This is a genomic window from Peribacillus sp. FSL M8-0224, assembly GCF_038003055.1.
Taxonomy (GTDB): Bacteria; Bacillota; Bacilli; order Bacillales; family DSM-1321; genus Peribacillus; species Peribacillus frigoritolerans.
The window spans coordinates 5,449,912-5,475,038 of record NZ_JBBOOJ010000001.1; the positions used below are offsets into that span (position 1 = coordinate 5,449,912).

At 43.2% G+C, this 25,127-nt stretch carries 23 protein-coding genes, 9 tRNA genes and 3 rRNA genes; 31 read left to right on the top strand and 4 right to left on the bottom strand.

What is annotated here, in order from left to right; genetic code table 11:
- Positions 1 to 30 precede the first annotated feature (30 nt).
- From rplQ to rpsI, 7 genes are all read left to right on the top strand, one after another.
- Positions 31 to 393: a 50S ribosomal protein L17 gene (rplQ, locus tag MKX49_RS26625; RefSeq protein WP_034304973.1), complete on the top strand. Its 363-nt coding sequence runs from the start codon at positions 31 to 33 to the stop codon at positions 391 to 393.
- Positions 394 to 759: 366 nt separating this feature from the next.
- Complete coding sequence (locus MKX49_RS26630) at positions 760 to 1,599, top strand: energy-coupling factor ABC transporter ATP-binding protein (protein WP_340878284.1); 840 nt, start codon at positions 760 to 762, stop codon at positions 1,597 to 1,599.
- The gene (locus MKX49_RS26635; RefSeq protein WP_053537046.1) at positions 1,575 to 2,441 is read left to right on the top strand and encodes an energy-coupling factor ABC transporter ATP-binding protein; all 867 of its coding nucleotides are present in this window, start codon (positions 1,575 to 1,577) and stop codon (positions 2,439 to 2,441) included. The genes MKX49_RS26630 and MKX49_RS26635 overlap by 25 nt, the downstream gene beginning before the upstream one ends.
- Positions 2,441 to 3,238 carry an energy-coupling factor transporter transmembrane component T family protein gene (locus tag MKX49_RS26640; protein ID WP_048677921.1) on the top strand — a complete coding sequence of 266 codons (798 nt, stop codon included), beginning with the start codon at positions 2,441 to 2,443 and terminating at the stop codon, positions 3,236 to 3,238. The genes MKX49_RS26635 and MKX49_RS26640 overlap by 1 nt, the downstream gene beginning before the upstream one ends.
- Before the next feature lie 14 nt (positions 3,239 to 3,252).
- Positions 3,253 to 3,993: a tRNA pseudouridine(38-40) synthase TruA gene (gene truA, locus MKX49_RS26645; RefSeq protein WP_340878285.1), complete on the top strand. Its 741-nt coding sequence runs from the start codon at positions 3,253 to 3,255 to the stop codon at positions 3,991 to 3,993.
- Between the two features lie 267 nt (positions 3,994 to 4,260).
- On the top strand, positions 4,261 to 4,698 hold the full coding sequence (rplM, locus tag MKX49_RS26650; RefSeq protein WP_034304960.1) for a 50S ribosomal protein L13: 438 nt from the start codon (positions 4,261 to 4,263) through the stop codon (positions 4,696 to 4,698).
- A 20-nt stretch (positions 4,699 to 4,718) separates the two neighbouring features.
- A complete protein-coding gene (gene rpsI, locus MKX49_RS26655) occupies positions 4,719 to 5,111 on the top strand; it encodes a 30S ribosomal protein S9 (protein WP_034304957.1) in 393 nt (130 codons plus the stop codon).
- 127 nt (positions 5,112 to 5,238) lie between these two features.
- Here rpsI and MKX49_RS26660 read toward each other — a convergent pair whose 3' ends face one another.
- Positions 5,239 to 6,687 (bottom strand): DHA2 family efflux MFS transporter permease subunit, encoded by a 1,449-nt coding sequence (locus MKX49_RS26660; protein ID WP_340878286.1) that lies wholly within the window; start codon positions 6,685 to 6,687, stop codon positions 5,239 to 5,241.
- 170 nt (positions 6,688 to 6,857) lie between these two features.
- Between MKX49_RS26660 and MKX49_RS26665 the strand changes: the two genes are divergently transcribed.
- The 5 genes from MKX49_RS26665 (at position 6,858) to MKX49_RS26685 (ending at position 11,198) form a co-directional block, all read left to right on the top strand.
- Positions 6,858 to 7,406, top strand: coding sequence for a TetR/AcrR family transcriptional regulator (locus MKX49_RS26665; RefSeq protein WP_340878287.1), 549 nt, complete (start codon positions 6,858 to 6,860; stop codon positions 7,404 to 7,406).
- Between the two features lie 295 nt (positions 7,407 to 7,701).
- Positions 7,702 to 8,232 carry an ECF transporter S component gene (locus tag MKX49_RS26670; protein WP_057276483.1) on the top strand — a complete coding sequence of 177 codons (531 nt, stop codon included), beginning with the start codon at positions 7,702 to 7,704 and terminating at the stop codon, positions 8,230 to 8,232.
- A gap of 543 nt (positions 8,233 to 8,775) precedes the next feature.
- Positions 8,776 to 9,201, top strand: coding sequence for a DUF2521 family protein (locus MKX49_RS26675; protein ID WP_034304952.1), 426 nt, complete (start codon positions 8,776 to 8,778; stop codon positions 9,199 to 9,201).
- An 82-nt stretch (positions 9,202 to 9,283) separates the two neighbouring features.
- Positions 9,284 to 10,000 carry an N-acetylmuramoyl-L-alanine amidase CwlD gene (cwlD, locus tag MKX49_RS26680; RefSeq protein ID WP_340878288.1) on the top strand — a complete coding sequence of 239 codons (717 nt, stop codon included), beginning with the start codon at positions 9,284 to 9,286 and terminating at the stop codon, positions 9,998 to 10,000.
- 139 nt (positions 10,001 to 10,139) lie between these two features.
- On the top strand, positions 10,140 to 11,198 hold the full coding sequence (locus MKX49_RS26685; RefSeq protein ID WP_048677927.1) for an Mrp/NBP35 family ATP-binding protein: 1,059 nt from the start codon (positions 10,140 to 10,142) through the stop codon (positions 11,196 to 11,198).
- A gap of 45 nt (positions 11,199 to 11,243) precedes the next feature.
- Here the strand turns inward: MKX49_RS26685 and gerD are convergent, their stop codons facing one another.
- Positions 11,244 to 11,804, bottom strand: coding sequence for a spore germination lipoprotein GerD (gene gerD, locus MKX49_RS26690; protein WP_034304948.1), 561 nt, complete (start codon positions 11,802 to 11,804; stop codon positions 11,244 to 11,246).
- A gap of 136 nt (positions 11,805 to 11,940) precedes the next feature.
- Here gerD and MKX49_RS26695 point away from each other — a divergent pair, with 136 nt between their 5' ends.
- Positions 11,941 to 12,621: a KinB-signaling pathway activation protein gene (locus MKX49_RS26695; RefSeq protein ID WP_048677929.1), complete on the top strand. Its 681-nt coding sequence runs from the start codon at positions 11,941 to 11,943 to the stop codon at positions 12,619 to 12,621.
- Between the two features lie 93 nt (positions 12,622 to 12,714).
- On the opposite strand, the gene pdaB is transcribed toward MKX49_RS26695, so the two are convergent.
- Complete coding sequence (gene pdaB, locus MKX49_RS26700; RefSeq protein WP_034304945.1) at positions 12,715 to 13,467, bottom strand: polysaccharide deacetylase family sporulation protein PdaB; 753 nt, start codon at positions 13,465 to 13,467, stop codon at positions 12,715 to 12,717.
- Positions 13,468 to 13,599: 132 nt separating this feature from the next.
- On the opposite strand from pdaB, the gene MKX49_RS26705 reads away from it, so the two are divergent.
- The 14 genes from MKX49_RS26705 to rocF all read left to right on the top strand — a co-directional run bounded on the left by MKX49_RS26705 (position 13,600) and on the right by rocF (position 21,012).
- Positions 13,600 to 13,836: a hypothetical protein gene (locus MKX49_RS26705; protein WP_048677931.1), complete on the top strand. Its 237-nt coding sequence runs from the start codon at positions 13,600 to 13,602 to the stop codon at positions 13,834 to 13,836.
- Between the two features lie 278 nt (positions 13,837 to 14,114).
- Positions 14,115 to 15,665, top strand: a 16S ribosomal RNA gene (locus tag MKX49_RS26710).
- A 176-nt stretch (positions 15,666 to 15,841) separates the two neighbouring features.
- Positions 15,842 to 18,774 (top strand): 23S ribosomal RNA (locus MKX49_RS26715).
- A gap of 72 nt (positions 18,775 to 18,846) precedes the next feature.
- Positions 18,847 to 18,962: ribosomal RNA gene (rrf, locus tag MKX49_RS26720) — 5S ribosomal RNA — on the top strand.
- Together the 16S, 23S and 5S rRNA genes with 9 tRNA genes alongside form the textbook arrangement of a ribosomal RNA operon.
- Positions 18,963 to 19,006: 44 nt before the next feature.
- Positions 19,007 to 19,081: transfer RNA gene (locus MKX49_RS26725), tRNA-Asn, on the top strand.
- 3 nt (positions 19,082 to 19,084) lie between these two features.
- A tRNA-Thr gene (locus MKX49_RS26730) sits at positions 19,085 to 19,157 on the top strand.
- A gap of 32 nt (positions 19,158 to 19,189) precedes the next feature.
- Positions 19,190 to 19,264 (top strand) — tRNA-Glu (locus tag MKX49_RS26735).
- Between the two features lie 17 nt (positions 19,265 to 19,281).
- Positions 19,282 to 19,357 (top strand) — tRNA-Val (locus tag MKX49_RS26740).
- A 15-nt stretch (positions 19,358 to 19,372) separates the two neighbouring features.
- Positions 19,373 to 19,448: transfer RNA gene (locus tag MKX49_RS26745), tRNA-Thr, on the top strand.
- 18 nt (positions 19,449 to 19,466) lie between these two features.
- A tRNA-Tyr gene (locus MKX49_RS26750) sits at positions 19,467 to 19,550 on the top strand.
- Positions 19,551 to 19,654: 104 nt separating this feature from the next.
- A tRNA-Gln gene (locus MKX49_RS26755) sits at positions 19,655 to 19,729 on the top strand.
- Positions 19,730 to 19,732: 3 nt separating this feature from the next.
- A tRNA-Gly gene (locus MKX49_RS26760) sits at positions 19,733 to 19,804 on the top strand.
- A 21-nt stretch (positions 19,805 to 19,825) separates the two neighbouring features.
- Positions 19,826 to 19,901: transfer RNA gene (locus MKX49_RS26765), tRNA-Ala, on the top strand.
- A 208-nt stretch (positions 19,902 to 20,109) separates the two neighbouring features.
- Positions 20,110 to 21,012 (top strand): arginase, encoded by a 903-nt coding sequence (gene rocF / locus MKX49_RS26770; RefSeq protein ID WP_057276360.1) that lies wholly within the window; start codon positions 20,110 to 20,112, stop codon positions 21,010 to 21,012.
- 137 nt (positions 21,013 to 21,149) lie between these two features.
- Here rocF and MKX49_RS26775 read toward each other — a convergent pair whose 3' ends face one another.
- Positions 21,150 to 21,335 carry an aspartyl-phosphate phosphatase Spo0E family protein gene (locus tag MKX49_RS26775; RefSeq protein ID WP_048685725.1) on the bottom strand — a complete coding sequence of 62 codons (186 nt, stop codon included), beginning with the start codon at positions 21,333 to 21,335 and terminating at the stop codon, positions 21,150 to 21,152.
- 172 nt (positions 21,336 to 21,507) lie between these two features.
- Here MKX49_RS26775 and sigW point away from each other — a divergent pair, with 172 nt between their 5' ends.
- From sigW to MKX49_RS26795, 4 genes are all read left to right on the top strand, one after another.
- Entirely contained in the window at positions 21,508 to 22,071 is a 564-nt protein-coding gene (sigW, locus tag MKX49_RS26780; protein ID WP_048685727.1) for an RNA polymerase sigma factor SigW, read from the top strand.
- A 16-nt stretch (positions 22,072 to 22,087) separates the two neighbouring features.
- Positions 22,088 to 22,711: an anti-sigma factor family protein gene (locus MKX49_RS26785; RefSeq protein ID WP_048685729.1), complete on the top strand. Its 624-nt coding sequence runs from the start codon at positions 22,088 to 22,090 to the stop codon at positions 22,709 to 22,711.
- 220 nt (positions 22,712 to 22,931) lie between these two features.
- Positions 22,932 to 23,756: a diadenylate cyclase CdaA gene (gene cdaA / locus MKX49_RS26790; RefSeq protein WP_034304935.1), complete on the top strand. Its 825-nt coding sequence runs from the start codon at positions 22,932 to 22,934 to the stop codon at positions 23,754 to 23,756.
- On the top strand, positions 23,749 to 25,116 hold the full coding sequence (locus MKX49_RS26795; protein WP_340878291.1) for a CdaR family protein: 1,368 nt from the start codon (positions 23,749 to 23,751) through the stop codon (positions 25,114 to 25,116). The genes cdaA and MKX49_RS26795 overlap by 8 nt, the downstream gene beginning before the upstream one ends.
- The last annotated feature ends 11 nt before the right edge of the window (positions 25,117 to 25,127 follow it).

The window sequence follows — 25,127 nt, forward strand, 5'->3', positions numbered from 1 at the left end:
ATAGAACTTCAACAAAGGAGGGAATCTCTAATGGGTTACAGAAAGTTAGGACGCACTAGCGCACAACGTAAAGCATTACTTCGTGATTTAGCTACGGATCTTATTATCCATGAGCGCATTGAAACTACTGAAGCACGTGCAAAAGAATTACGTTCTGTAGTAGATAAAATGATCACTCTTGGTAAACGTGGTGACTTGCATGCACGCCGTCAAGCTGCATCTTTCATCCGTAACGAAATCGCTGACGCTGAGAATGGCACAGATGCCCTTCAAAAACTATTCAGTGACGTGGCTCCACGTTATGAAGAACGTCAAGGTGGATACACTCGTATCATGAAAGTTGGTCCACGCCGCGGTGACGGTGCACCAGTCGTGGTTATTGAATTAGTTTAATAACAACGATGAAAAAGGGCGGGACAAATGAATATACTCACTTGTTCTATGCCCTTTTTCTTTTTTTAAATAGAAATTCTGTACTTTAGAAATTCGCATTGAGTGTTACGATGGCTGGCGGAACCTGTATCATGCAGGGAGCCTTCACGTCTAGCTCAAGCATCCCTTCCCGCTTTTGATAAGCGATTATAAGATAACCTGTTTTTCGTAACAGGCCCGCTGTTAGCTGCTCTTAATTTACCGAAAATTCTTTCGGTGGAAGGGGTGCAGCGTTTTTTTATATTTTCAGAAGGAAAAACTACTATATTTATATTGAGTGAGCAGAGCTTAGTTTAGGCGAGTGCAGTCGAGGATGAGGAGGGCCACATGGTGAAGAAGCTGGTTTCTTTAAATAATATTGTTTTTAAATATGAGGGTCAGTCTCGAAACGCCTTGGATGATGTTTCTTTTGATATTCATCAAGGGGAGTGGCTAGCGATTGTCGGACATAATGGTTCTGGCAAGTCGACATTAGCGAAGTTATTGAATGGCCTTCAGTTCGCTAACTCAGGTACCATTACGATTAATGATCAACTTTTGACAGAAGAATCCGTTTGGAATGTACGCCAGAAAATTGGCATGGTTTTTCAAAACCCAGATAATCAATTTGTAGGCACTACAGTTCAGGATGATGTGGCTTTTGGTTTAGAAAACGCCGGTGTTTCTCAGCAGGTTATGGTGGAGCGTGTTCATGGTGCGTTAAATAAGGTTAAGATGAATGCCTTTCTTAATCAAGAGCCGCACCATCTATCCGGCGGTCAAAAGCAAAGAGTGGCCATTGCAGGTGTAATAGCCTTGCAGCCAGACATAATCATCTTAGATGAAGCAACCTCCATGCTTGACCCAAGAGGCCGTGAAGAAGTGCTTGAAACAGTTAGGGAATTAAAACAGGAAAACGAGATCACTGTCATATCAATCACCCATGATCTTGAGGAAGCTGCGAAAGCCGATCGGATGATAGTCATGAACCAAGGTCGGTTATATCGTGAAGGATCGCCTCAGGATATTTTTGAGTTAGAGGAAGAATTGATTGCTCTTGGACTGGATATTCCCTTTTCAGTGAAACTAACCAAGGAGTTACAAAAAAATGGTGTTCGTGTAGTTGATGGGCATTTGACAGAGGAAGAGTTGGTGAAGGATTTATGCGAATTACACTCGATGATGTAGAATACCGCTATCAGGTGAATACTCCTTTTGAACATCTAGCCCTTCATGATGTCAATATTTCTATGGAGCCGGGAACCTATACCGCAATCATCGGGCATACAGGGTCCGGGAAATCCACGCTACTGCAGCATTTGAATGCTCTTTTAAAACCGACGAAGGGTCGGGTTTTCATTGGGGATCGGACGATTGAAGCCGGAAGAAAAGAAAAGGCTTTGCGGCCAATAAGACAAAAGGTCGGAATTGTTTTTCAGTTTCCGGAACATCAGTTATTTGATGAAACGGTTGAAAAGGATATATGTTTCGGTCCTATGAATTTTGGCGTTTCTGAAATCGATGCAAAGAAACTCGCCAGGAAAGCCATCGCGCAAGTCGGATTGAATGAGGAAGTTCTTGAAAAGTCTCCATTCGACTTATCCGGCGGACAAATGCGACGGGTGGCCATCGCTGGGGTACTTGCCATGGAACCGGAAGTATTGGTCCTTGATGAGCCTACAGCGGGACTGGATCCGCGAGGACGCAAAGAAATCATGGATATGTTTTATGATCTGCATAAAGCAAGGGGCATTTCAACGATTCTGGTGACCCATAGCATGGAGGATGCAGCCAAGTACGCGGATGACATCATTATCATGCATAAGGGTACGGTGTTCAAAAAAGGAACCCCCCAGGAAATTTTCTCAGAGCCGGAACAATTAATGGAGCTAGGCCTGGATGTTCCTGATACGGTCCGCTTTCAGCTAAAGCTCCAGAAGGAACTTGGTGTTCGATTTGATCATCCATGTCTTAATATCGGTGATTTAGCGATAGAAATAGATAAAGCCATGAAACGGGGGAACCGCTGATGCTGGATAAAATGATTATCGGGCGTTATGTCCCTGCAAATTCATTGATGCACAAGATGGACCCAAGGGCTAAACTGCTCCTCGTGTTCCTGTTTGTTTGTGTCGTCTTTTTGGCGAATAATGTCGTTTCTTACGGTTTGCTTGCTGTATTCACCATCCTTTTGATCAGTCTTTCCAAAATACCGCTTCGCTATCTTTATAATGGGTTGAAGCCAATCTTTTTCTTGATCGTATTTACATTCCTTCTCCATATATTGTTTACGAAGGAAGGGGAATTGCTTTTTGAATACGGTTGGTTTGAAATCTATGAAGGCGGTTTGATTCAAGGTTTTTTCATATCCATTAGATTTACTTTACTAATCCTTGTTACGTCACTTTTAACTTTGACGACATCCCCGATATCCATTACAGATGGGATGGAAGAGCTGTTGGGACCTTTGAAAAAGTGGAAGATGCCTGTACATGAACTGGCATTGATGATGTCCATTGCCCTTCGATTCATCCCGACGCTAATGGAGGAAACGGAAAAAATCATGAAGGCCCAAACTGCAAGGGGCGTTGACTTTTCATCTGGCCCGATAAAGGACAGGGTTAAATCGATTGTACCTCTGCTGGTTCCTTTATTTGTTAGTTCGTTCAAACGGGCGGAGGAATTGGCAACTGCCATGGAATCAAGAGGATACCGTGGCGGGGAAGGCCGGACGAAATATCGCCAATTGAACTGGAAGACGAGTGATAGTCTTTTGATGGTCTCAATAGGTGTTCTAACGGTCATGTTATTTTTATTACGTTCATAATAAGGAAGAGAACTATGCCAAAATATAAATGTGTGATCGCTTATGACGGCACGGATTTTGCTGGCTATCAGGTGCAGCCTGAGAAACGCACCATACAAAGTGAATTCGAGGCAGTCTTGGCCCAAATGCATAAAGGCACAATTATAAAAGTGACTGCTTCAGGCAGGACAGACTCAGGGGTCCATGCAAAGGGGCAGGTACTTCACTTTGAGTCCCCCCTTACATTCCCTACGGAAAATTGGATAAAGGCGTTCAGCGCGCTTCTTCCGACCGATATCATCGTTCTGGAAGTCGATATCGTGCCTGACGATTTTCATGCGAGGTTCCATACTACTGGGAAAGAGTACCGTTATATCGTTGCCCGTTCGAAACTGCGGGATCCGTTTAAGCGGAATTACGCCTATCATTATCCATACCCGTTAAATGTGGAGGCGATGAGGGAAGCAATCTCCTATTTGATAGGGACACATGACTTTACAAGTTTTTGTTCGGCAAAAACGGAAGTGGTCGATAAAGTTCGAACCATAAAAGAAATGGATTTTGAAGAGAGCGATGATTTCATGGTTTTCCGCTTCGTTGGCGAAGGCTTTTTATATAATATGGTGCGTATCTTGGTTGGGACGCTCCTGGATGTCGGCAGCGGCAAGATGTCACCCCATGATATAAGCGGAATTTTGGACAAGAAGGACCGCAGCTTTGCAGGGAAAACAGCACCAGCCCAAGGCTTGTATTTATGGAAAGTATTTTACAAATAAAAATATTTTCAAAGTGATACCAGTTTTTTTACAAATGGGTAATGGGCTGAAATCAGTAATGGAGCGGCTTGATGCTATACTGAGCTATTCATGGAGTTGCAGAGAGTGTTTTATAGACAACTTATCCTAGTGTAACATTCCCTTGACAATGAATCTGGGAGAAGTTAATATAATATGGTATGTATTTTAATCCCACGATAAGCCCCGGAAGTTTATTGTGATTGAAAATAAATATAAAAAATTAAAAAGTTTTTTAGGAGGTTAACCATGCGTACGACATTTATGGCGAAAGCTAATGAAGTAGAACGTAAATGGTATGTGATTGACGCTGAAGGCAAAACTTTGGGTCGCCTTTCTACTGAAGTAGCATCCATCTTACGTGGTAAACATAAACCAACTTTTACACCGAACATTGACACTGGTGATCATGTAATTCTTATCAATGTTGAAAAAATCCATTTGACTGGTAAAAAATTGACTGACAAAATTTATTACCGTCATACTATGCATCCAGGCGGTCTTAAAACTAGAACTGCTCTTGAAATGCGTACAAACTACCCTGAGAGAATGCTTGAACTTGCTATCAAAGGTATGCTTCCAAAGAATTCTCTTGGTCGTCAAATCTACAAAAAATTACACGTATACGCTGGAGCTGAGCACCCACACGCTGCTCAACAACCAGAAGTATACGAATTACGCGGATAATTACTAAGGAGGTTACTATCTTGGCACAAGTTCAATATTATGGTACTGGTCGCCGTAAGAGCTCAGTAGCTCGTGTACGTTTAGTACCAGGCGAAGGTCGCATCGTTATTAACGGTCGTGACATCAATGAATATATTCCTTTTGCAGCATTACGTGAAGTTGTTAACCAACCACTAGTTGCAACAGAAACTACTGGAAATTACGACGTTCTAGTAAACGTTAGCGGTGGTGGATATACTGGTCAAGCTGGAGCAATCCGTCACGGTATCGCTCGTGCATTGCTACAAGTTGATCCAGAATACCGTCCATCTCTTAAAACTGCTGGTTTACTAACTCGTGACCCACGTATGAAAGAACGTAAAAAATACGGTCTTAAAGGCGCACGTCGTGCACCTCAGTTCTCAAAACGTTAATTCTATTACCGTTTCGAAAGGCTCTCAACCATATTGGTTGGGGGTCTTTTTTTTGACCGGAAATATTAAAAAAGCATATCCGTGATCTCCCGGATATGCTTTATTTTAAATATTTCAGTTAACAATCTTAGTTTTGAGATTCACCTTCACTTTTTTTGATTGCGGCTTTTTTCGGCATAAAGCATGCAATTATTAATGCCACAAAAGATAAGGCTAGCATGAAAACATAGGCATCACTTGAGCCAAGGATGGAAGCTAATGCCTCTGGTTCTATAGCTGTAATGTTTTCATTTTCCATTGATAGCTCAGAGGCATGTGAAGTTGCCTGCATTGTATATACTGTGATGACAACTGCTGTTCCGATGGCACCTGACAATTGGCGAATGGTATTATTTACAGCTGAACCATGGGAACCCAATTCTCTTGGTAAAGCATTCAACCCTGCTGTATTTAATGGCATGGTAATGAAGCTCAAACCAATTCGTAATATTATGGTACGAACCATGATATAGATATACGTCGTTGATTCGCTTATATCTATGACTCCCCACATCGAAACAATGATGAATACCAAACCTGTAATAAAGAGTGGTTTAGCACCATATTTATCAAACATTTTACCTGTGACAGGGGATAAGAAGGCATTAATCACAGCTCCGGGTAATAGCAGTAAACCTGCTTCAAATGCTGTAAAACCTCGTCCATTCTGCAAGTAGATTGGCAAAAGTATTAAATCCGCATACATGATCATCGTAATTAGTACATTGATGAAGGATGTAAGCGTGAAAACTTTATACTTGAATACAGTTAAATTTAATAATGGGTCGCTCGATTTCATTTGACGTAAACAGAATAGAGTCGACACGATCATTCCGACGATTATTGCAGTGATGACAACGGGATCTTCCCGTCCCTTGCTTCCTGCGCTACTAAACCCAAATAATATACAGCCGAAACCAATCGTTGATAAAATGACACTTGTGATATCCAATTTTGCTTTTGTTGTCTCTGCAACATTCATTAAATATTTGAACGCTAGAACGATGACGATTAGTAAGAATGGGATTAACCCAATGAATAGCCATCTCCATGAAACATATTCCATGATAAAACCAGATAAGGTCGGGGCTATGGCCGGGGCAAAAATTATCGCAAAGCCGATTGTCCCCATGATGCTTCCGCGCTTTTCGCTAGGATATAAATATAAAATAACCGTCATCATTAGAGGTATAATAATCCCGGCACCGATTGCTTGTATCATTCTGCCCGTTAACAGCACGCCAAAATTCCCCGCACATGCGCAAAGTACAGAGCCGATGAGCAAAAAGAACATCGAGCTAATAAAAAGCTGCCTTGTTGTAAACCGTTGCATTAAAAAGGCAGTGATTGGCACTAAAACACCGTTCACTAGCATAAACCCTGTAGATAACCATTGTACAGTTGCAGCCGTTACATCAAATACTTCCATTAAACCACTCAATGCAACATTTAATAAAGTCTGATTTAATGTTGATAAAAAACAACCGGCAATCAGTACAATTAATAAAACTTTTTTATTTCTTTCAGTAATGTCCATTCGTAAACTCCTTCATTTTTGACTTGCTTTATCAACACCGTGTCGATAAAATCGATGGTAACAAAAATATATGTTCCTTACCATGAACAGTTTTCTTGAAAATGTTCACTAATCGACATAGAAATATATGCTGTTGAGAAAGTTAAAGAAAATCTATAAAGGAGATTAAAATGTCTATACCTAAAAAAGAAGATCCTCGTACAATTCGCTCAAGGGAAATGTTTAAAGACGCTGTCATTGCTCTCTTATGCGAGGACCCCATTATTTCGAATTTAACGGTCCGGGAAATCGCAGCCAAAGCAGGGCTGAATCGGACAACATTTTACCTGCATTATCAGGATATTCAAGATTTATTAACGAAAATCACCGATGAGATTCTAAATGAGCTATCTGAGAAAATTTTTGCTTTAATACATGCAAAAGACTTATCGGAAAAACAACAGCTAACAAAATTGCTTGATTATTTATATATCCATCGGAATTATTTACTTATTTTATTTAAAACGAATCAGTTTGAGGACCAGTTGTTTTCATTGTTAAAGCAATTGGTAGAAATTAGAAGGAAGAATACTGAAAAGGATCTACCTGCTGAATATGTTGACATCGACATTAAAACGGCCTCATTGGTAGGCATTATAATATGGTGGTTAAGAAAGGGGCTTCATTTTAGTTCGGATTATATTGCCAATCAAATTTATTTAATGTACATAGTGCAATGATTCTTAATCCGTTAGAATGAATTTGAATTTCATTAAGTCCTTTTAATGACCGGATATAATATGACCCCCAACATGCTCCATGAACCCTTCTGCGTCATGATATAAATCCTTCCCAGTCCCCAGCCACAATGCGATTTAACGCCGTAGGGAGGGTGCTTCGGATGTTGGGGATGATAGGTCCCATTTGTTTACACATGAGTTTATTTGTGGAATACAGAATTATTTGTAAAATCGATATTTATTAAGTTTCTATTTAGGAGTATGATAATACTTAAAAAAAGAAAGAGGACTTCATATGAATTCAACATACTCACCGATTGAAACAACTAAAACAAAAGCCTTGGTCATCAATGCACTATTCATTGCGTTAACCCTTGTAGCGACCATGTTCATCAACATCAAGCTCCCAATAATGGGTAACGGCGGCCTGGTCCATTTGGGCAACGTTCCCCTTTTTATAGCAGCCTTGGTATATGGGAAAAAAACAGGGGCGATAGCAGGCGCCTTCGGTATGGCCTTCTTCGATCTATTCTCTGGTTGGGCAGCATGGGCACCGTTTACATTCGTCATCGTCGGAGCAATGGGCTTTCTAGCCGGCCTTATATCCGAAAAGGTACCGGGCAAAAGAGAACTTGTATACACTTTGGCCGTTGCCGTTGCATTGATCATAAAAATCGTGGGCTATTATTTTACTGAAGTTATCCTTTACGGTAACTGGATCCAGCCATTCGGCTCCATCCCCGGAAACGTAATGCAGGTCGTAATAGCCGGAATAATCGTCGTGCCTCTAGCTGGCCGATTAAAGAAAAGGGCTGGACAGATTTAAAGTGAAACGAATATAGGAAGCCATTCCAACTTTGTGTAGTACCGGCGACTGGATATTGTACTGTGCCTCTGGCAGTTCATCCTGCAAGTAGGTATGTATTTAAATAAATTTGCTATTATAAAATGTAATATTATGTTAGAAAAGGACATCCGTTTACCACGGATGTCCTTTTTATCAATAGATCACAAAGCTTGCTTGAATTTAAGTAAGAACACGACATGAATAATCAGGTGTGATCAATGTAAGGCATGCGCAGTGAGCTACCCAAGTCGCAAGGCCTGCCTCAGGTAGCATCCTAAAGTGACGGGTTACGGGTGATAGTACCAATTTTTTCTGCGAGTAAACATCATCCGAAATGTTTGGGCTGTCCTTTTAAGCTTCTTATGGAAGATAGCCTAGGATAGGCATTTCAATTACCTGCCGAACCTATCCTCATTAATTTTTGCCAATGGAATAAATGAATGGTTCAAAATAGAACGCTAAAACTAAATTATGTCTTGGGAAATAATTTTGGGAAATGGGGAATTGCCCCGGAGGTGAATTATGGCTGTGATATTAGGTTTACAGGAGATGCAAAGGGAAAGGCAATTGAAGTTCGAACGCAGGTTGCTCAGGGAACTTTCTATCGAGGATATGAAGGGGAGGATTCAGCGTTATTTCGGACAGGATTTGATGGATGTTTTGGAGGAAGGCTACTTCGATGTTGCCATCGAGGCTTATTTATTAGGAGCGAACTATAGTAAGTTTGGCTATTATGGGGAGTCGGAAGATGATGTAAGGTCCAGGTGCTGGAAGGAAGAGAAGTTTTTGGTCGATACTCTTTTTAACTTTATTTTGTATTGGCGGGAAGTTACAGCGAATAACGCTTTCGATGAAGGATTGTTTTATTGTTGTGAAGGATTTGTAGGCGATTGGTGGCTGGACGGTTTTAAGACTGGAGAAAAACGATATAAAATGAAACTGCATTAAGAAGGCAAAATCCCATTCCTTGTTCTAATTCCATGGTTTGTCCCATACTTTTTAGTAGAGAGATCATGGAAGGGGAACGGTCATGCGCAGAAAGCTGAAATATACAGGAATCGCTATGGGATTGTTTGTCCTTTTTTTAATTGTGACTTTTAAATTCGTTGAAGATGATTCTTGGGACTCCTGGAACCTTCCGTTGGCAGGGAAGGTCATCATTCTGGATGCAGGTCACGGAGGAATGGACGGCGGGGCAAATGTACAAGAGATAATGGAAAAGGAAATTGCCCTTTCCGTTTCATTAAAGGTCAGGGACTATTTGCAGGAACAAGGTGCACTTGTCATCATGACCCGTGAGAAGGATGAGGATCTGGCACAGGGTAATACAAAGGGGATCCGCCAGCGAAAACAGGAGGACTTACGGAATCGGGTTAAAATGATCAATGATTCGGAAGCGGACTTATTCTTAAGCATTCATTTGAACTCTTTTCCATCGGCGTCATCGAAAGGTGCCCAAACCTTTTATACAAGCAGGTTTGAGGAAAATGAACAGGTGGCTAAATTCATTCAGACTGAAATCATCAGAAACCTGGAAAATACAAAGCGTGATTCAAGAACGATCAATCATGTGTATTTGATGAATTATGCTAAGAAACCAGGAGCGCTTGTGGAAATTGGCTTTCTTTCCAATTCTGAGGAAAGGGAACGCCTTATCAGCGATAAATACCAGGAAAAGATTGCCAGTTCGATTTATATGGGGATTTTACGGTACTTCACAGAAGAAAAACTATCGGATGACGAGTGATGTCGGGGTCTTGTAAGGTACAAGGCCTTTTTATCATGGGGAAATAATCTGGTCTCGCATGCAAGGCAGATAATAAGTTTTCTTTCGGTAATATGTTATACTGAAAAATGGGAAAATAAAATTCAAAGGGGTGCTCGACTTGTTAACAGAAGAGAAAGTACTGAATTTATTAAAGGATCTTAAAGACCCTTTTCTACATAAAAACCTTGAAGAGACAAATGGAATTATAGAAATCAAAATAAAACCTGAAAAGAATCATGTAAGCGTTAAACTTGCGATTGCGAAAACGGGGACTGCCGAGCAAATGCAAATGCAATCCGAAGTTGTGGACTTGCTGAAAACGAACGGAGCGGAATCGGTAGGCATCCGTTTCACGGAACTTTCAGAAGAGGAATTAGCCAAGCATCGTGAGAGCATTCCCCAGGGTGAGGCGGACCAAGGTTTGCTTGGACCTAACAGCAAGACACAATTCATCGCGATCGCCAGTGGTAAAGGCGGAGTGGGAAAATCTACGATCTCAGTGAATTTCGCCACTTCACTTGCTCGTTTAGGCAAAAAGGTCGGACTGGTTGATGCCGATATTTACGGATTCAGCGTACCTGATATGATGGGGATAACAAAACGACCGGTTGTTCGCGGGGAAAAAATCATTCCTGTAGAACGGTTTGGCGTCCAAGTTATCTCAATGGGCTTTTTTGTAGAGGATAACGCGCCGATCATCTGGAGAGGGCCGATGCTGGGTAAAATGCTTAACAGTTTCTTTAATGAAGTGGAATGGGGAGATTTGGACTATTTGGTCCTTGACTTACCGCCGGGTACAGGAGATGTTGCATTGGACGTGCATACGATGCTCCCTTCATGTAAAGAAATCATTGTTACGACACCGCATCCGACTGCAGCCTTCGTTGCTGCAAGAGCTGGTGCCATGGCCATCAAGACAGAACACGAAGTCATTGGTGTCATAGAGAATATGTCATTTTTCGAAAGTAAAACGACCGGTGAAAAGGAATATGTATTCGGAAAAGGCGGCGGAGAGAAGCTTGCAGAAGAGCTTCGTACAGAAGTTTTAGGTCAACTTCCCCTGCAACAGCCAGATTGGAACGAAGAGGACTTTGCTCCATCCATTTACGCAGCGGACCATAGGCTTGGCAGGATTTACGAAGATATTGCTAAAAAGGTCATTGAAAAACTGCAATAAAAAGAAGGCTGATTCCGAGTGGGAATCAGCCTTTTTTCATTCTTTTTACTTTTTCTCCTTCTCGGCCGCCTTTGTGGCTGCTTTATCCAATTTCTCTTGCATTTTCGCTTGGACGAGAGGACTTTCCATGGTCTCGATGATCAGCTCTTTATAGACCGATCGCATTTCCTTGGTTTTTAATAATTTATTCATTTCTTTTTCCATATCCGGTTCTTTCATTATTTCCATGAGCATTCCACGATACTGAGGATCAGCAGTTAAGTCCTTCAATACCTTTTTATGTTCGTCTTCTAATGCTTTAGCATAAGCGGAAGCAAATTCAGGATCATTGAATGTCTTTTTCCAAAATTCCTTCCCTTTATCTGAAGTGACCATATCTTCAATGGATTTCTTAATGGCATCCGAATCCATAATGAGTTCAGCTTTCGTTTTATCATCAGTAATGATATCCTGGATGGCCTTTTTTCCATCATCTGTCTTCAAGATATCGACGACCATTTTCTTTGTCTCTTCGTACTCCATTTTTTCTCCGCCTGCCCCATTTTGAGCACAACCGGAACAAACGAGTAAGAATGACGTGAAAAGCAAAGCAACTCCCACTCTCATACGCAGGGCCCCTTTCATCCTTCTTACTGTTAATATGGTTCCAATCGGCGATATTATTCCTTGGTGGAATAAGTGGATTTTTCCAAATTTGGTTGGTACAATTAAGGAAATGAATAGAAATGTATGGAGGAAAACAATGAACAGCCGTAATTTAGTTAAATTGTTTTTAACAACATTGCTTATAGGTGGCGTAACTGGCGGAGTTGTAGGGTTCTTGGCTCGATGGAGTGAGTTTAAGCCTTATTTTTCTTCTTTTGAAGTCAGTGCCATCCTATCAACTTTTATTTGGTTATTCGGTGTTGGATTAATTTTCAGTGTCATAAGCCAAGCCGGCTTTTTTGCCTATTTAACAATACATCGTTTTGGTCTGGGGATATTTAAAAGCGCTTCCTTATGGAATGCCGTTCAACTTGTACTCATTCTTTTTGTTGTATTCGATCTTGTTTACCTGCGATATCTTAGCTTTGGTTCAGGCGAGGGAATCAGTTCGTATATCGTGTTAGCTTTGGTTGTATTGGCCGCAGGGCTTATTACAGCTTATTTCAAAATGAAACAAACGAATAAACAGTCTTTCATACCGGCCTTGTTTTTCATGGTCGTGGTCACGGTATTGGAGTGGGTACCTGTCCTGAAAACCAATGATGAAGGCTGGCTTTACTTCATGCTGTTTCCATTGCTAGTCTGCAATGCTTATCAATTATTGGTCCTTGGCAAATTGATTGAAATTTCACAAAAGGAATTGGCCGATAGAAGAGAGCGTAAGCAAACTCCAGCAAAGGGAAAGATGAAAGCCGGTCAATTAGGTAAAGGCAGCTAACCTATATGTAGGCCGGACCTTACATAAAGAAATGAAAACAGAAAAACTGCGTACTAAAGGTTCAAGGAGACCATTAGTACGCAGTTTTTTCAGTTAGCGGACTTCCTCACTGCTTGCCGAGGAATTGGAAATCATCTCTGAAACGTTAACGAAGTTTAAATTTTTTGATCGAAGTTCACTTAATAACTCCGGTAATGCTTTATTCGTTTGTTTTGCTGAGTCTGAAGCATGTAATAAAATGATATCACCTTTTTGGGCCTTGGTGATGTTCTGTATGATCCGATCCACACCTGGATTGGTCCAATCCTTCGAATCGATGCTCCAATGGACAACGGTATATCCGAATTTCTCACTGATCTTCAAGAGTCGTTTATCAAAGTGGCCGGTGGGAGCGCGTAAAAGTTCTATATTCTTTACATTAAGTTTTTTAAATGCTTCCTGGGCTTTAGAAATATCCCGGATGATTTCTTGATCTTCCATTTCGGTATAATCCTTATAATCGTAACCAAGCATGCCGATTTCATATCCTTCTTTCACAATTTCAGCTACTATGTCAGGGTGGCGTTCTGCCCAAGATCCCGAAAGGAAAAAAGTGGCCGATTTAATCTTTTCTCTTTTTAATGTCTCTATTATCGGAGCGGCTTTCTCATCACCCCAGCCAATATTGAACGTGATCGCAACATTCTTTTCCCCTTTATAAACCGCTTTCGGCCCATCTTCCGTTGAAAAAACGGGGGCATGAAGAATGTTTTGTACAAAAAGAAACCAAGCGGTAAAAAGTGCGGTAAGCAAAATTAACGAATAATACTTGATGTTCTTGGCTTGAAGCACCATGAAAAATTTCATTAATCCATCCCCTTGTCCAAAGTACTCTTGTCTTCAAATTTATGCGCGAGGATTATTGTTATGCAAAAAAACGGGTTGAAAATTCATAAAATTGATGGGAATGGGGAAAGATGTCTGATGGAGGTGTGAACCATGCTCGGTTTATTGATCAATGACAAAGAAAAAATGGAATTGGAGTACCTTTTAAAAAGAGAGATGGATGAAATACTATTCGATTTGCAGGATGACAGAATCGATCACATAGTCAAAAGGGCAATAAACGAGAAATATAACATCCTTTTCAGGCTGTTTAAAAGGGTGAGCACCGAGGAGGAAATCCTAATGTATATGAAGGGGAAATCGAATTTATCCAAGTGGAATCAGTCATGAAATTTAAAAGTGAATTAAATTCAAAAAACCTATTGACTATTGATTTATACGCTGGTATATTATAAAAGTTGCTGCAACGTCAAAGCATTTGAAAAAGAATGATAAAAACTTTTTTAAAAAAAGTTATTGACGAAGTGGTAATAAGATGTTAAGATATTAAAGTCGCTAAGAGAGATGGCGAACAAATTGCTCTTTGAAAACTGAACAAAACAAAGCGCCAACGTTAAATTTTAAGTGAGCACACACTATCAAAAAAGCAAATGAGCAAGTCAAACATTTCTTCGGAGAGTTTGATCCTGGCTCAGGACGAACGCTGGCGGCGTGCCTAATACATGCAAGTCGAGCGAATCGACGGGAGCTTGCTCCCTGAGATTAGCGGCGGACGGGTGAGTAACACGTGGGCAACCTGCCTATAAGACTGGGATAACTTCGGGAAACCGGAGCTAATACCGGATACGTTCTTCTCTCGCATGAGAGAAGATGGAAAGACGGTTTACGCTGTCACTTATAGATGGGCCCGCGGCGCATTAGCTAGTTGGTGAGGTAATGGCTCACCAAGGCGACGATGCGTAGCCGACCTGAGAGGGTGATCGGCCACACTGGGACTGAGACACGGCCCAGACTCCTACGGGAGGCAGCAGTAGGGAATCTTCCGCAATGGACGAAAGTCTGACGGAGCAACGCCGCGTGAACGAAGAAGGCCTTCGGGTCGTAAAGTTCTGTTGTTAGGGAAGAACAAGTACCAGAGTAACTGCTGGTACCTTGACGGTACCTAACCAGAAAGCCACGGCTAACTACGTGCCAGCAGCCGCGGTAATACGTAGGTGGCAAGCGTTGTCCGGAATTATTGGGCGTAAAGCGCGCGCAGGTGGTTCCTTAAGTCTGATGTGAAAGCCCACGGCTCAACCGTGGAGGGTCATTGGAAACTGGGGAACTTGAGTGCAGAAGAGGAAAGTGGAATTCCAAGTGTAGCGGTGAAATGCGTAGAGATTTGGAGGAACACCAGTGGCGAAGGCGACTTTCTGGTCTGTAACTGACACTGAGGCGCGAAAGCGTGGGGAGCAAACAGGATTAGATACCCTGGTAGTCCACGCCGTAAACGATGAGTGCTAAGTGTTAGAGGGTTTCCGCCCTTTAGTGCTGCAGCTAACGCATTAAGCACTCCGCCTGGGGAGTACGGCCGCAAGGCTGAAACTCAAAGGAATTGACGGGGGCCCGCACAAGCGGTGGAGCATGTGGTTTAATTCGAAGCAACGCGAAGAACCTTACCAGGTCTTGACATCCTCTGACAACCCTAGAGATAGGGCTTTCCCCTTCGGGGGACAGAGTGACAGGTGGTGCATGGTTGTCGTCAGCTCGTGTCGTGAGATGTTGGGTTAAGTCCCGCAACGAGCGCAACCCTTGATCTTAGTTGCCAGCATTCAGTTGGGCACTCTAAGGTGACTGCCGGTGACAAACCGGAGGAAGGTGGGGATGACGTCAAATCATCATGCCCCTTATGACCTGGGCTACACACGTGCTACAATGGATGGTACAAAGGGCTGCAAACCTGCGAAGGTAAGCGAATCCCATAAAGCCATTCTCAGTTCGGATTGCAGGCTGCAACTCGCCTGCATGAAGCCGGAATCGCTAGTAATCGCGGATCAGCATGCCGCGGTGAATACGTTCCCGGGCCTTGTACACACCGCCCGTCACACCACGAGAGTTTGTAACACCCGAAGTCGGTGAGGTAACCTTCATGGAGCCAGCCGCCTAAGGTGGGACAGATGATTGGGGTGAAGTCGTAACAAGGTAGCCGTATCGGAAGGTGCGGCTGGATCACCTCCTTTCTAAGGATAATTACGAGAGCGCTTTTGTTTTGTTCAGTTTTGAATGAGTAATTCATTCAAATAGGAAAGACAGTCATCACGATGTGATGGATACTTTCTGCTTTGTTCCTTGAAAACTAGATAATAGATAGAAGGCAATTAATTTTTTTCAAAGCATCTGTAAGATCTTTTTTAACGGTTAAGTTAGAAAGGGCGCACGGTGGATGCCTTGGCACTAGGAGCCGATGAAGGACGGGACTAACACCGATATGCTTCGGGGAGCTGTAAGTAAGCTTTGATCCGGAGATTTCCGAATGGGGAAACCCACTGTTCGTAATGGAACAGTATCTTTACCTGAATACATAGGGTACTGAAGGCAGACCCGGGGAACTGAAACATCTAAGTACCCGGAGGAAGAGAAAGCAAACGCGATTTCCTGAGTAGCGGCGAGCGAAACGGAATTAGCCCAAACCAAGAGGCTTGCCTCTTGGGGTTGTAGGACACTCAACATGGAGTTACAAAGGAACGGGGTAAATGAAGCGACCTGGAAAGGTCCGTCGAAGAAGGTAAAAACCCTGTAGTTGAAACTTCGTTCCCTCCTGAGTGGATCCTGAGTACGGCGGGACACGAGAAATCCCGTCGGAAGCAGGGAGGACCATCTCCCAAGGCTAAATACTCCCTAGTGACCGATAGTGAACCAGTACCGTGAGGGAAAGGTGAAAAGCACCCCGGAAGGGGAGTGAAATAGATCCTGAAACCGTGTGCCTACAAGTAGTCAAAGCCCGTTAATGGGTAATGGCGTGCCTTTTGTAGAATGAACCGGCGAGTTACGATTTCATGCGAGGTTAAGTTGATGAGACGGAGCCGCAGCGAAAGCGAGTCTGAATAGGGCGAATGAGTATGAGGTCGTAGACCCGAAACCAGGTGATCTACCCATGTCCAGGGTGAAGTTCAGGTAACACTGAATGGAGGCCCGAACCCACGCACGTTGAAAAGTGCGGGGATGAGGTGTGGGTAGCGGAGAAATTCCAATCGAACCTGGAGATAGCTGGTTCTCTCCGAAATAGCTTTAGGGCTAGCCTCAAGATGAGAGTATTGGAGGTAGAGCACTGATTGGACTAGGGGCCCCCAACGGGTTACCGAATTCAGTCAAACTCCGAATGCCAAATACTTATTCTTGGGAGTCAGACTGCGAGTGATAAGATCCGTAGTCGAAAGGGAAACAGCCCAGACCACCAGCTAAGGTCCCAAAGTATACGTTAAGTGGAAAAGGATGTGGAGTTGCTTAGACAACCAGGATGTTGGCTTAGAAGCAGCCACCATTTAAAGAGTGCGTAATAGCTCACTGGTCGAGTGACTCCGCGCCGAAAATGTACCGGGGCTAAACGTATCACCGAAGCTGTGGATTGACACCGTATGGTGTCGATGGTAGGAGAGCGTTCTAAGGGCGTTGAAGTCAGACCGGAAGGACTGGTGGAGCGCTTAGAAGTGAGAATGCCGGTATGAGTAGCGAAAGAAGGGTGAGAATCCCTTCCACCGAATGCCTAAGGTTTCCTGAGGAAGGCTCGTCCGCTCAGGGTTAGTCGGGACCTAAGCCGAGGCCGAAAGGCGTAGGCGATGGACAACAGGTTGATATTCCTGTACCACCTATACATCGTTTGAACGATGGGGGGACGCAGAAGGATAGGGTAAGCGCGCTGTTGGATATGCGCGTCCAAGCAGTTAGGCCGGAAACGAGGCAAATCCCGTTTCCATTAAGGCGGAGCTGTGATGGCGAGGGAAATATAGTACCGAAGTTCCTGATTCCACGCTGCCAAGAAAAGCCTCTAGTGAGATGTAAGGTGCCCGTACCGCAAACCGACACAGGTAGGCGAGGAGAGAATCCTAAGGTGTGCGAGAGAACTCTCGTTAAGGAACTCGGCAAAATGACCCCGTAACTTCGGGAGAAGGGGTGCTTTTTAGGGTGAATAGCCCAGAAAAGCCGCAGTGAATAGGCCCAGGCGACTGTTTAGCAAAAACACAGGTCTCTGCGAAGCCGCAAGGCGAAGTATAGGGGCTGACACCTGCCCGGTGCTGGAAGGTTAAGGGGAGAGGTTAGCGCAAGCGAAGCTTTGAACCGAAGCCCCAGTAAACGGCGGCCGTAACTATAACGGTCCTAAGGTAGCGAAATTCCTTGTCGGGTAAGTTCCGACCCGCACGAAAGGTGTAACGATCTGGGCACTGTCTCAACGAGAGACTCGGTGAAATTATAGTACCTGTGAAGATGCAGGTTACCCGCGACAGGACGGAAAGACCCCGTGGAGCTTTACTGCAGCCTGATATTGAATTTTGGTACAGCTTGTACAGGATAGGTAGGAGCCTGAGAAGCCGGAGCGCCAGCTTCGGTGGAGGCGTTGGTGGGATACTACCCTGGCTGTATTGAAATTCTAACCCGCGCCCCTTATCGGGGTGGGAGACAGTGTCAGGTGGGCAGTTTGACTGGGGCGGTCGCCTCCTAAAGAGTAACGGAGGCGCCCAAAGGTTCCCTCAGAATGGTTGGAAATCATTCGTAGAGTGTAAAGGCACAAGGGAGCTTGACTGCGAGACCTACAAGTCGAGCAGGGACGAAAGTCGGGCTTAGTGATCCGGTGGTTCCGCATGGAAGGGCCATCGCTCAACGGATAAAAGCTACCCCGGGGATAACAGGCTTATCTCCCCCAAGAGTCCACATCGACGGGGAGGTTTGGCACCTCGATGTCGGCTCATCGCATCCTGGGGCTGTAGTCGGTCCCAAGGGTTGGGCTGTTCGCCCATTAAAGCGGTACGCGAGCTGGGTTCAGAACGTCGTGAGACAGTTCGGTCCCTATCCGTCGCGGGCGCAGGAAATTTGAGAGGAGCTGTCCTTAGTACGAGAGGACCGGGATGGACGCACCGCTGGTGTACCAGTTGTCTTGCCAAAGGCATAGCTGGGTAGCTACGTGCGGACGGGATAAGTGCTGAAAGCATCTAAGCATGAAGCCCCCCTCAAGATGAGATTTCCCATGGCGCAAGCTAGTAAGATCCCTGAAAGATGATCAGGTTGATAGGTCAGAGGTGGAAGCATGGTGACATGTGGAGCTGACTGATACTAATAGATCGAGGACTTAACCAACGCTTTTAAAAAAATGAAATACCTTCTTATTATCTAGTTTTGAAGGAATGAATTCTTCAAAAATGAATATAGTCTGGCAATGATGGCGAAGAGGTCACACCCGTTCCCATTCCGAACACGGAAGTTAAGTTCTTCAGCGCCGATGGTAGTTGGGGGTTTCCCCCTGTGAGAGTAGGACGTTGCCAGGCTGTTCATTTAAATCTTTAATGGGTTTTAGGAAACATTATATTATTCCGCAGTAGCTCAGTGGTAGAGCATTCGGCTGTTAACCGAACGGTCGTAGGTTCGAGTCCTACCTGCGGAGCCATATGCTTCCATAGCTCAGTAGGTAGAGCACTTCCATGGTAAGGAAGAGGTCAGCGGTTCGAATCCGCTTGGGAGCTTCCCGATCTATCTATGAACAAAAAAACAGTTCGGCCCGTTGGTCAAGCGGTTAAGACACCGCCCTTTCACGGCGGTAACACGGGTTCGAATCCCGTACGGGTCACCATTTTAAATCATTAATCCGGAGGATTAGCTCAGCTGGGAGAGCATCTGCCTTACAAGCAGAGGGTCGGCGGTTCGATCCCGTCATCCTCCACCATTTTATTCTTTACTTGCCGGTGTAGCTCAACTGGTAGAGCAACTGACTTGTAATCAGTAGGTTGGGGGTTCAAGTCCTCTTGCCGGCACCATTTACAACCATATATTGCGGAGGGGTAGCGAAGTGGCTAAACGCGGCGGACTGTAAATCCGCTCCTTCGGGTTCGGCAGTTCGAATCTGCCCCCCTCCACCATTTTAATAAAATCCTGTGGATCAGTTATATATTCTCTGTATTGGGGAAATATATGATTACCACCTTTTTATTTTGTTGTACATTAATTATTGCATATCATATATTGGGCTATAGCCAAGCGGTAAGGCAACGGATTTTGATTCCGTCATGCGAAGGTTCGATCCCTTCTAGCCCAGCCATTTGCGGAAGTAGTTCAGTGGTAGAATACAACCTTGCCAAGGTTGGGGTCGCGGGTTCGAATCCCGTCTTCCGCTTAATATATTTTAAATTCCTTAGGGGCCTTAGCTCAGCTGGGAGAGCGCCTGCCTTGCACGCAGGAGGTCAGCGGTTCGATCCCGCTAGGCTCCACCATCAACTACATACACCAAAACTTACGTCTTAAGCCAAAAATGGTTTAAGACTTTTTTTTGTTTAAGGCATAGTTGGGTAAACTAATCCCCAGAAAGATATTTTTTCACAAAAAACATATGTTATCGGAAAACGTGCATCATTATACATGGAAATGTCGAGTTGAACCAATTGGCATATACGATATAAAATGGTGGAAAGGGGGAATTGTATGTCTATTCAGAAAATTTCCGTCATCGGATTGCCTATGGACCTTGGTCAAGCAAGGCGAGGGGTGGATATGGGACCTAGTGCCATCCGCTGCGCAGAGATTGTCGAGCGTCTTGAAAAGTTGAATATAGAAGTAGAGGATTTAGGGGATATAATTGTAGGGCGTCCTGAAAATGCAGATGAGCCCGGGACAAATTTAAAAAACTTACAGCTTGTAGCAAAAGGTAACACCCAGTTAGCTACAAGAGTTGATGAAATAATAGAAGAAGGTTCCTTTCCGCTTGTATTGGGAGGAGACCATTCAATAGCGATAGGCACACTGGCAGGAGTCGCAAAGCACTATGAGAATCTAGGTGTGATTTGGTACGATGCACATGGCGATTTAAATACGGAAGATACTTCACCATCAGGAAATATACACGGGATGCCCTTGGCTGTCAGTATTGGGATTGGACATCCGGACCTGATCAATATCCATGGTTTTGCTCCAAAAGTGAAACCGGAAAACATCGTAATCATCGGAGCGAGGTCATTGGATGAAGGGGAAAAGGAACTTATCCGTGAGAAAGGGATTAAAGTATTCACGATGCATGAGATCGACCGGTTGGGAATGACACGGGTCATGGAAGAATGCATTGATTATTTAAGGGAAAGAACGGATGGCGTCCACCTTTCACTGGATTTGGATGGAGTGGACCCAGCAGATGCACCCGGAGTCGGGACACCTGTGATTGGTGGTATAAGTTATCGGGAAAGTCATTTGGCCATGGAAATGCTTGCGGAATCCAACTTGATTACATCCGCTGAATTCGTTGAAGTGAATCCCATTTTAGATGAGCGAAATAAAACGGCAATCGTTGCCGTGGCCTTAATGGGTTCGCTATTTGGAGAAAAATTATTATAACTAATAATTAAAAGAAACAGTAACCGGCTTGTAATGGGTTACTGTTTTTTATATGCTAGAAGACGTAGGTTTATTTACCAGGGTGTATGTAACAGAAACATATCTATAGATAAATGGTTGCAATTTTCTATCCATATTCACTTAAGAGCACGTCTGTCCATGAGATCTTCATTTTTAGTTAAATGGATGTATTGAATGATTAAAGAATCCAGTTTGCTGCTAACTTCAATAACTTCATTATCCACCATCGAAGAACGGGAAGCCAAAAACATCATTTTCTGTCTGCATTGTTCAATATGGTCTAAAATTTGTTCAGTACTCATATAGAGAATCACTCCTTTGGATTTTACAATTTCTTACTATATAGCCCTGTTTTTTTTTTCTTAAACATAAAATGTAAAACTTTGTTAAAATTAATGTATTAAATTTTTGAAACCTTTCAGCTTACGATTCGTAGTAATCGTATAGCCGCATGAGCGGGGGTAATACCGGAAAATGGATGCACTCATTAAAGAGAGAATTAATCAAGTATTAAAAGGAGACCATAATGCTTTTGGGGAAATTGTCGAAATTTACAAGGACAAAGTTTTCCAAATATGTTTCAGGATGCTCGGAAACAGGCAAGAAGCAGAAGATTTGGCACAAGAGGCCTTTGTAAGGGCCTACGTGAACATTCGAAGTTTCAATATAACAATGAAATTTTCTACATGGTTATATCGGATTGCGACCAATCTTTGTATTGACCGGCTTCGCAAGAAAAAACCGGACTACTATCTGGATGCAGAGGTGGCAGGAACAGAGGGATTGAATATGTATTCCCAAATTGCATCGGATATGGCGAAACCCGAGGAAGAGGTTGAATCATTAGAACTGCAGGAAACCATTCAAGTGGAAATAATGAAATTGCCCGAGAAATACCGATCGGTAATCGTATTGAAGTATATTGAAGAGTTATCTCTAAAGGAAATCAGTGAGATACTCGATTTGCCGGTCGGTACGGTTAAGACGAGGATACATCGCGGTCGCGAAGCCTTGCGTAAACAACTACGCCATTTATAAAAAGAAGGTGAGAAAAATGAACTGCCATGAGGAAATCATTGAATATATGCATGATTATTTAGATGAGGACATCAAACCGGAGCATAAAGAAGTTTTACGGGAGCACTTGCATGACTGTGCTGAATGCCGGGATTACTTTCATGAAATGAAAAAGGCGGTCGCTCTTGTACAAAGCACTTCCCATATAAAGGCCCCGGATGATTTTACAGCGAAGGTTATGGCTCAATTGCCAAAGGAAACGAAAACAACAGGTGCCAAACGTTGGTTCAAAAGCCATCCTTTCATGACAGCGGCAGCGATGTTCATCATATTGATGACAGGATCTGTTTTTTCCACTTATAATCAGGACGAACATTTTTCAGTTTCAAAGCAGCCTAACTTAGTGGTCGAAGGTGAAACGGTTATTGTGCCTGAGGGTGAGACAATCAAGGGAAATGTGGTAGTTCAAAATGGTAATATTCAAATAGATGGTGAAGTAGAGGGAGATGTGACAGTCATAAATGGGCATAAGTATATGTCTAAAGCAGGTAATGTGACCGGAAGCATCCATGTTATTGACCAAGCTTTTGAGTGGATGTGGTATAAAGTGAAGGACACTGCAACCTCGTTGGTTCCTGCCAAAGAGGAGAAAAAGGAATAAGGAATAGAAGCTGGGCAGGGGCATCGTTTTTGATTTACGATGACTTCGCCCAGCTTTATTTTTTTAAGGAAGGGGAACCATTTTTAATGGTTCTTTTTTCCTGTGTAAATTTCTCACACTAGTTTTTAGATGAATCATTTAAAAAATGGTATACTATTAAGGTTATTGTAAATAAAGATTGTAATTGGTATTTGGAGTAATACTGACTGGAGGAAACAACATGTCTTTAACCAATTTGACTGTTTGGGACTATGTAGTAAATTTCATTGATATTCTCCTTGTATGGTTTGTGATATATAAATTGTTAACTATTATTCGAGGCACGAAGGCTATTCAGCTGCTAAAAGGAATTTTTGTAATTGTCATTGTAAAAAGCTTAAGCAACCTGTTTGGTTTCAATACACTCGGATGGTTAATGGCACAAGTCATGAATTGGGGAGTATTGGCAATTCTCGTCATTTTTCAACCTGAACTGAGAAGGGCACTTGAACAATTAGGACGCGGGAAGCTCTTTGCAAGGGGCACCGTTCCAGAAGAGAATCAGCAAGAGCGTTTAGTCGAGGAAATCCTAAAGGCGTCCACCTATATGGCAAAAAGGCGGATTGGTGCCTTGATTACGATAGAAAAAGGTACGGAGCTGGGGGATTATGTTGAAACGGGGATACCTCTGAAATCCTATATTTCTTCAGAACTGCTCATTAATATCTTCATCCCTAATACGCCGCTCCATGATGGCGCAGTTATTTTACAAAATAACCAGGTGGCAGCTGCAGCTTGCTATTTGCCATTATCAGAGAGTCCATTCATATCAAAGGAACTTGGCACACGGCATAGGGCAGCCATAGGCATGAGTGAAGTTACGGATAGTCTGACGATCGTCGTATCAGAAGAAACGGGAGGAATATCCGTCACTAAAAACGGGGAACTTTACCGGGATTTGAATCAAGAATCATTTAGGGCCATGCTTACAAGTGAACTGGTAGTGGAAAATATCAAATCAACTTCCTCAAGCATCTTTAACTGGAGGGGGAAAAAGAATGGATAAATTCACCAATAGCGCTTGGTTTATGAGAATCGTAGCTTTTGCCTTGGCAGCACTTTTGTTCATTTCCATTAACTTTGAGATGGAGTCGGATAAAAAATCCCTTGGTTTATCGACTGCCCCTGAAATCAGTACGGAGACCATTGAAAATGTACCGGTTGAAGTGTACTATGACCGCGAGAATCTAGTGGTGAGCGGGGTGCCTGAGACAGTTGATGTTACTCTAAAGGGAGCAAAAAGCCTATTGATTAATGCGAAAAACCAAAGGGATTTTAAAGTGTATGTAGACCTTTCTGATCCTGCAATCTCAATGGGGGATAGAACTGTCACATTTAAAATAAGTGAGTTGAATGAAAAGTTAGTGGCGACGATCGATCCGGAATATGCGGAAGTCAACGTTCAGGAACGGGTGACGAAGGAATTCTCCGTTGAAGCCGAGTATAACAGCTCTTTACTTGAAGAGGGGTATACAGCTGGTCAGCCAACAGTCAGCCCGAAAACTGTTAAAATAACGGGTGCTAAAGATGCAATTGAACAAATCTCCTATGTAAAGGCAAATCTTGAAATAAGTAAGGGACTTAACGAAACGGTGAACAGTAAGGCAACCGTTAAAGCCTTGGACAGGGATTTGAATAAGCTGGATGTGACGATCGAGCCATCTTCTGTTGCCGTTTCCTTAAAAGTGAGCATTCCTTCCAAGACGGTGTCGATAGCACCGAAGCAAATCGGCAAGGCAAAGGATGGCATCAGGATCACGAGTATAAGCGTCGATCCAAAAGAGGTCACCTTATTTGGTTCGGAAACGAGCCTGGAGAAAATAGATGAAATAAATCTTCCTGTAAATATCTCGAAAATTGATGGTGATACAGAACTGGAACTCGATCTTAATAAACCGGATAGTGTACAAAAAATGTCCTTGGGTAAGGCGCAGGTCAAGATTCGTACAGAAAAAGTTGATGTAGATGAAGAGAATGCAGAGCCAGTCGTGGAAGAGGAAGAACCAGAAACCGAACAAAAACAAGAAGAACAAATAGTCGAAGAAAAACCAGAACCAGAAGAAGAAGATGAAGCGGCTGCCATTGAGTCCAAAACTTTCAACGATATACAAATAGTTCCTGTGGGCATACGGGATGACCAAGATGCCGAATTGGAATCCGATGTAACCAGCATCACTTTGCTTGGTGAGGCGGATGATTTGAAGAAAATAACTAAAGACGACATTAATCTTACAGTAGATGTGAGTAATTTAGATGAAGGTACGCATGATGTGGATCTGGCGGTAAAAGTGCCTGAGGGAGTGGAATGGGAACTGGATTCTAAAACGGTTTCGGTCACCATCACACAAAAAGACGAAGAGACATGACCTTCCTTTAA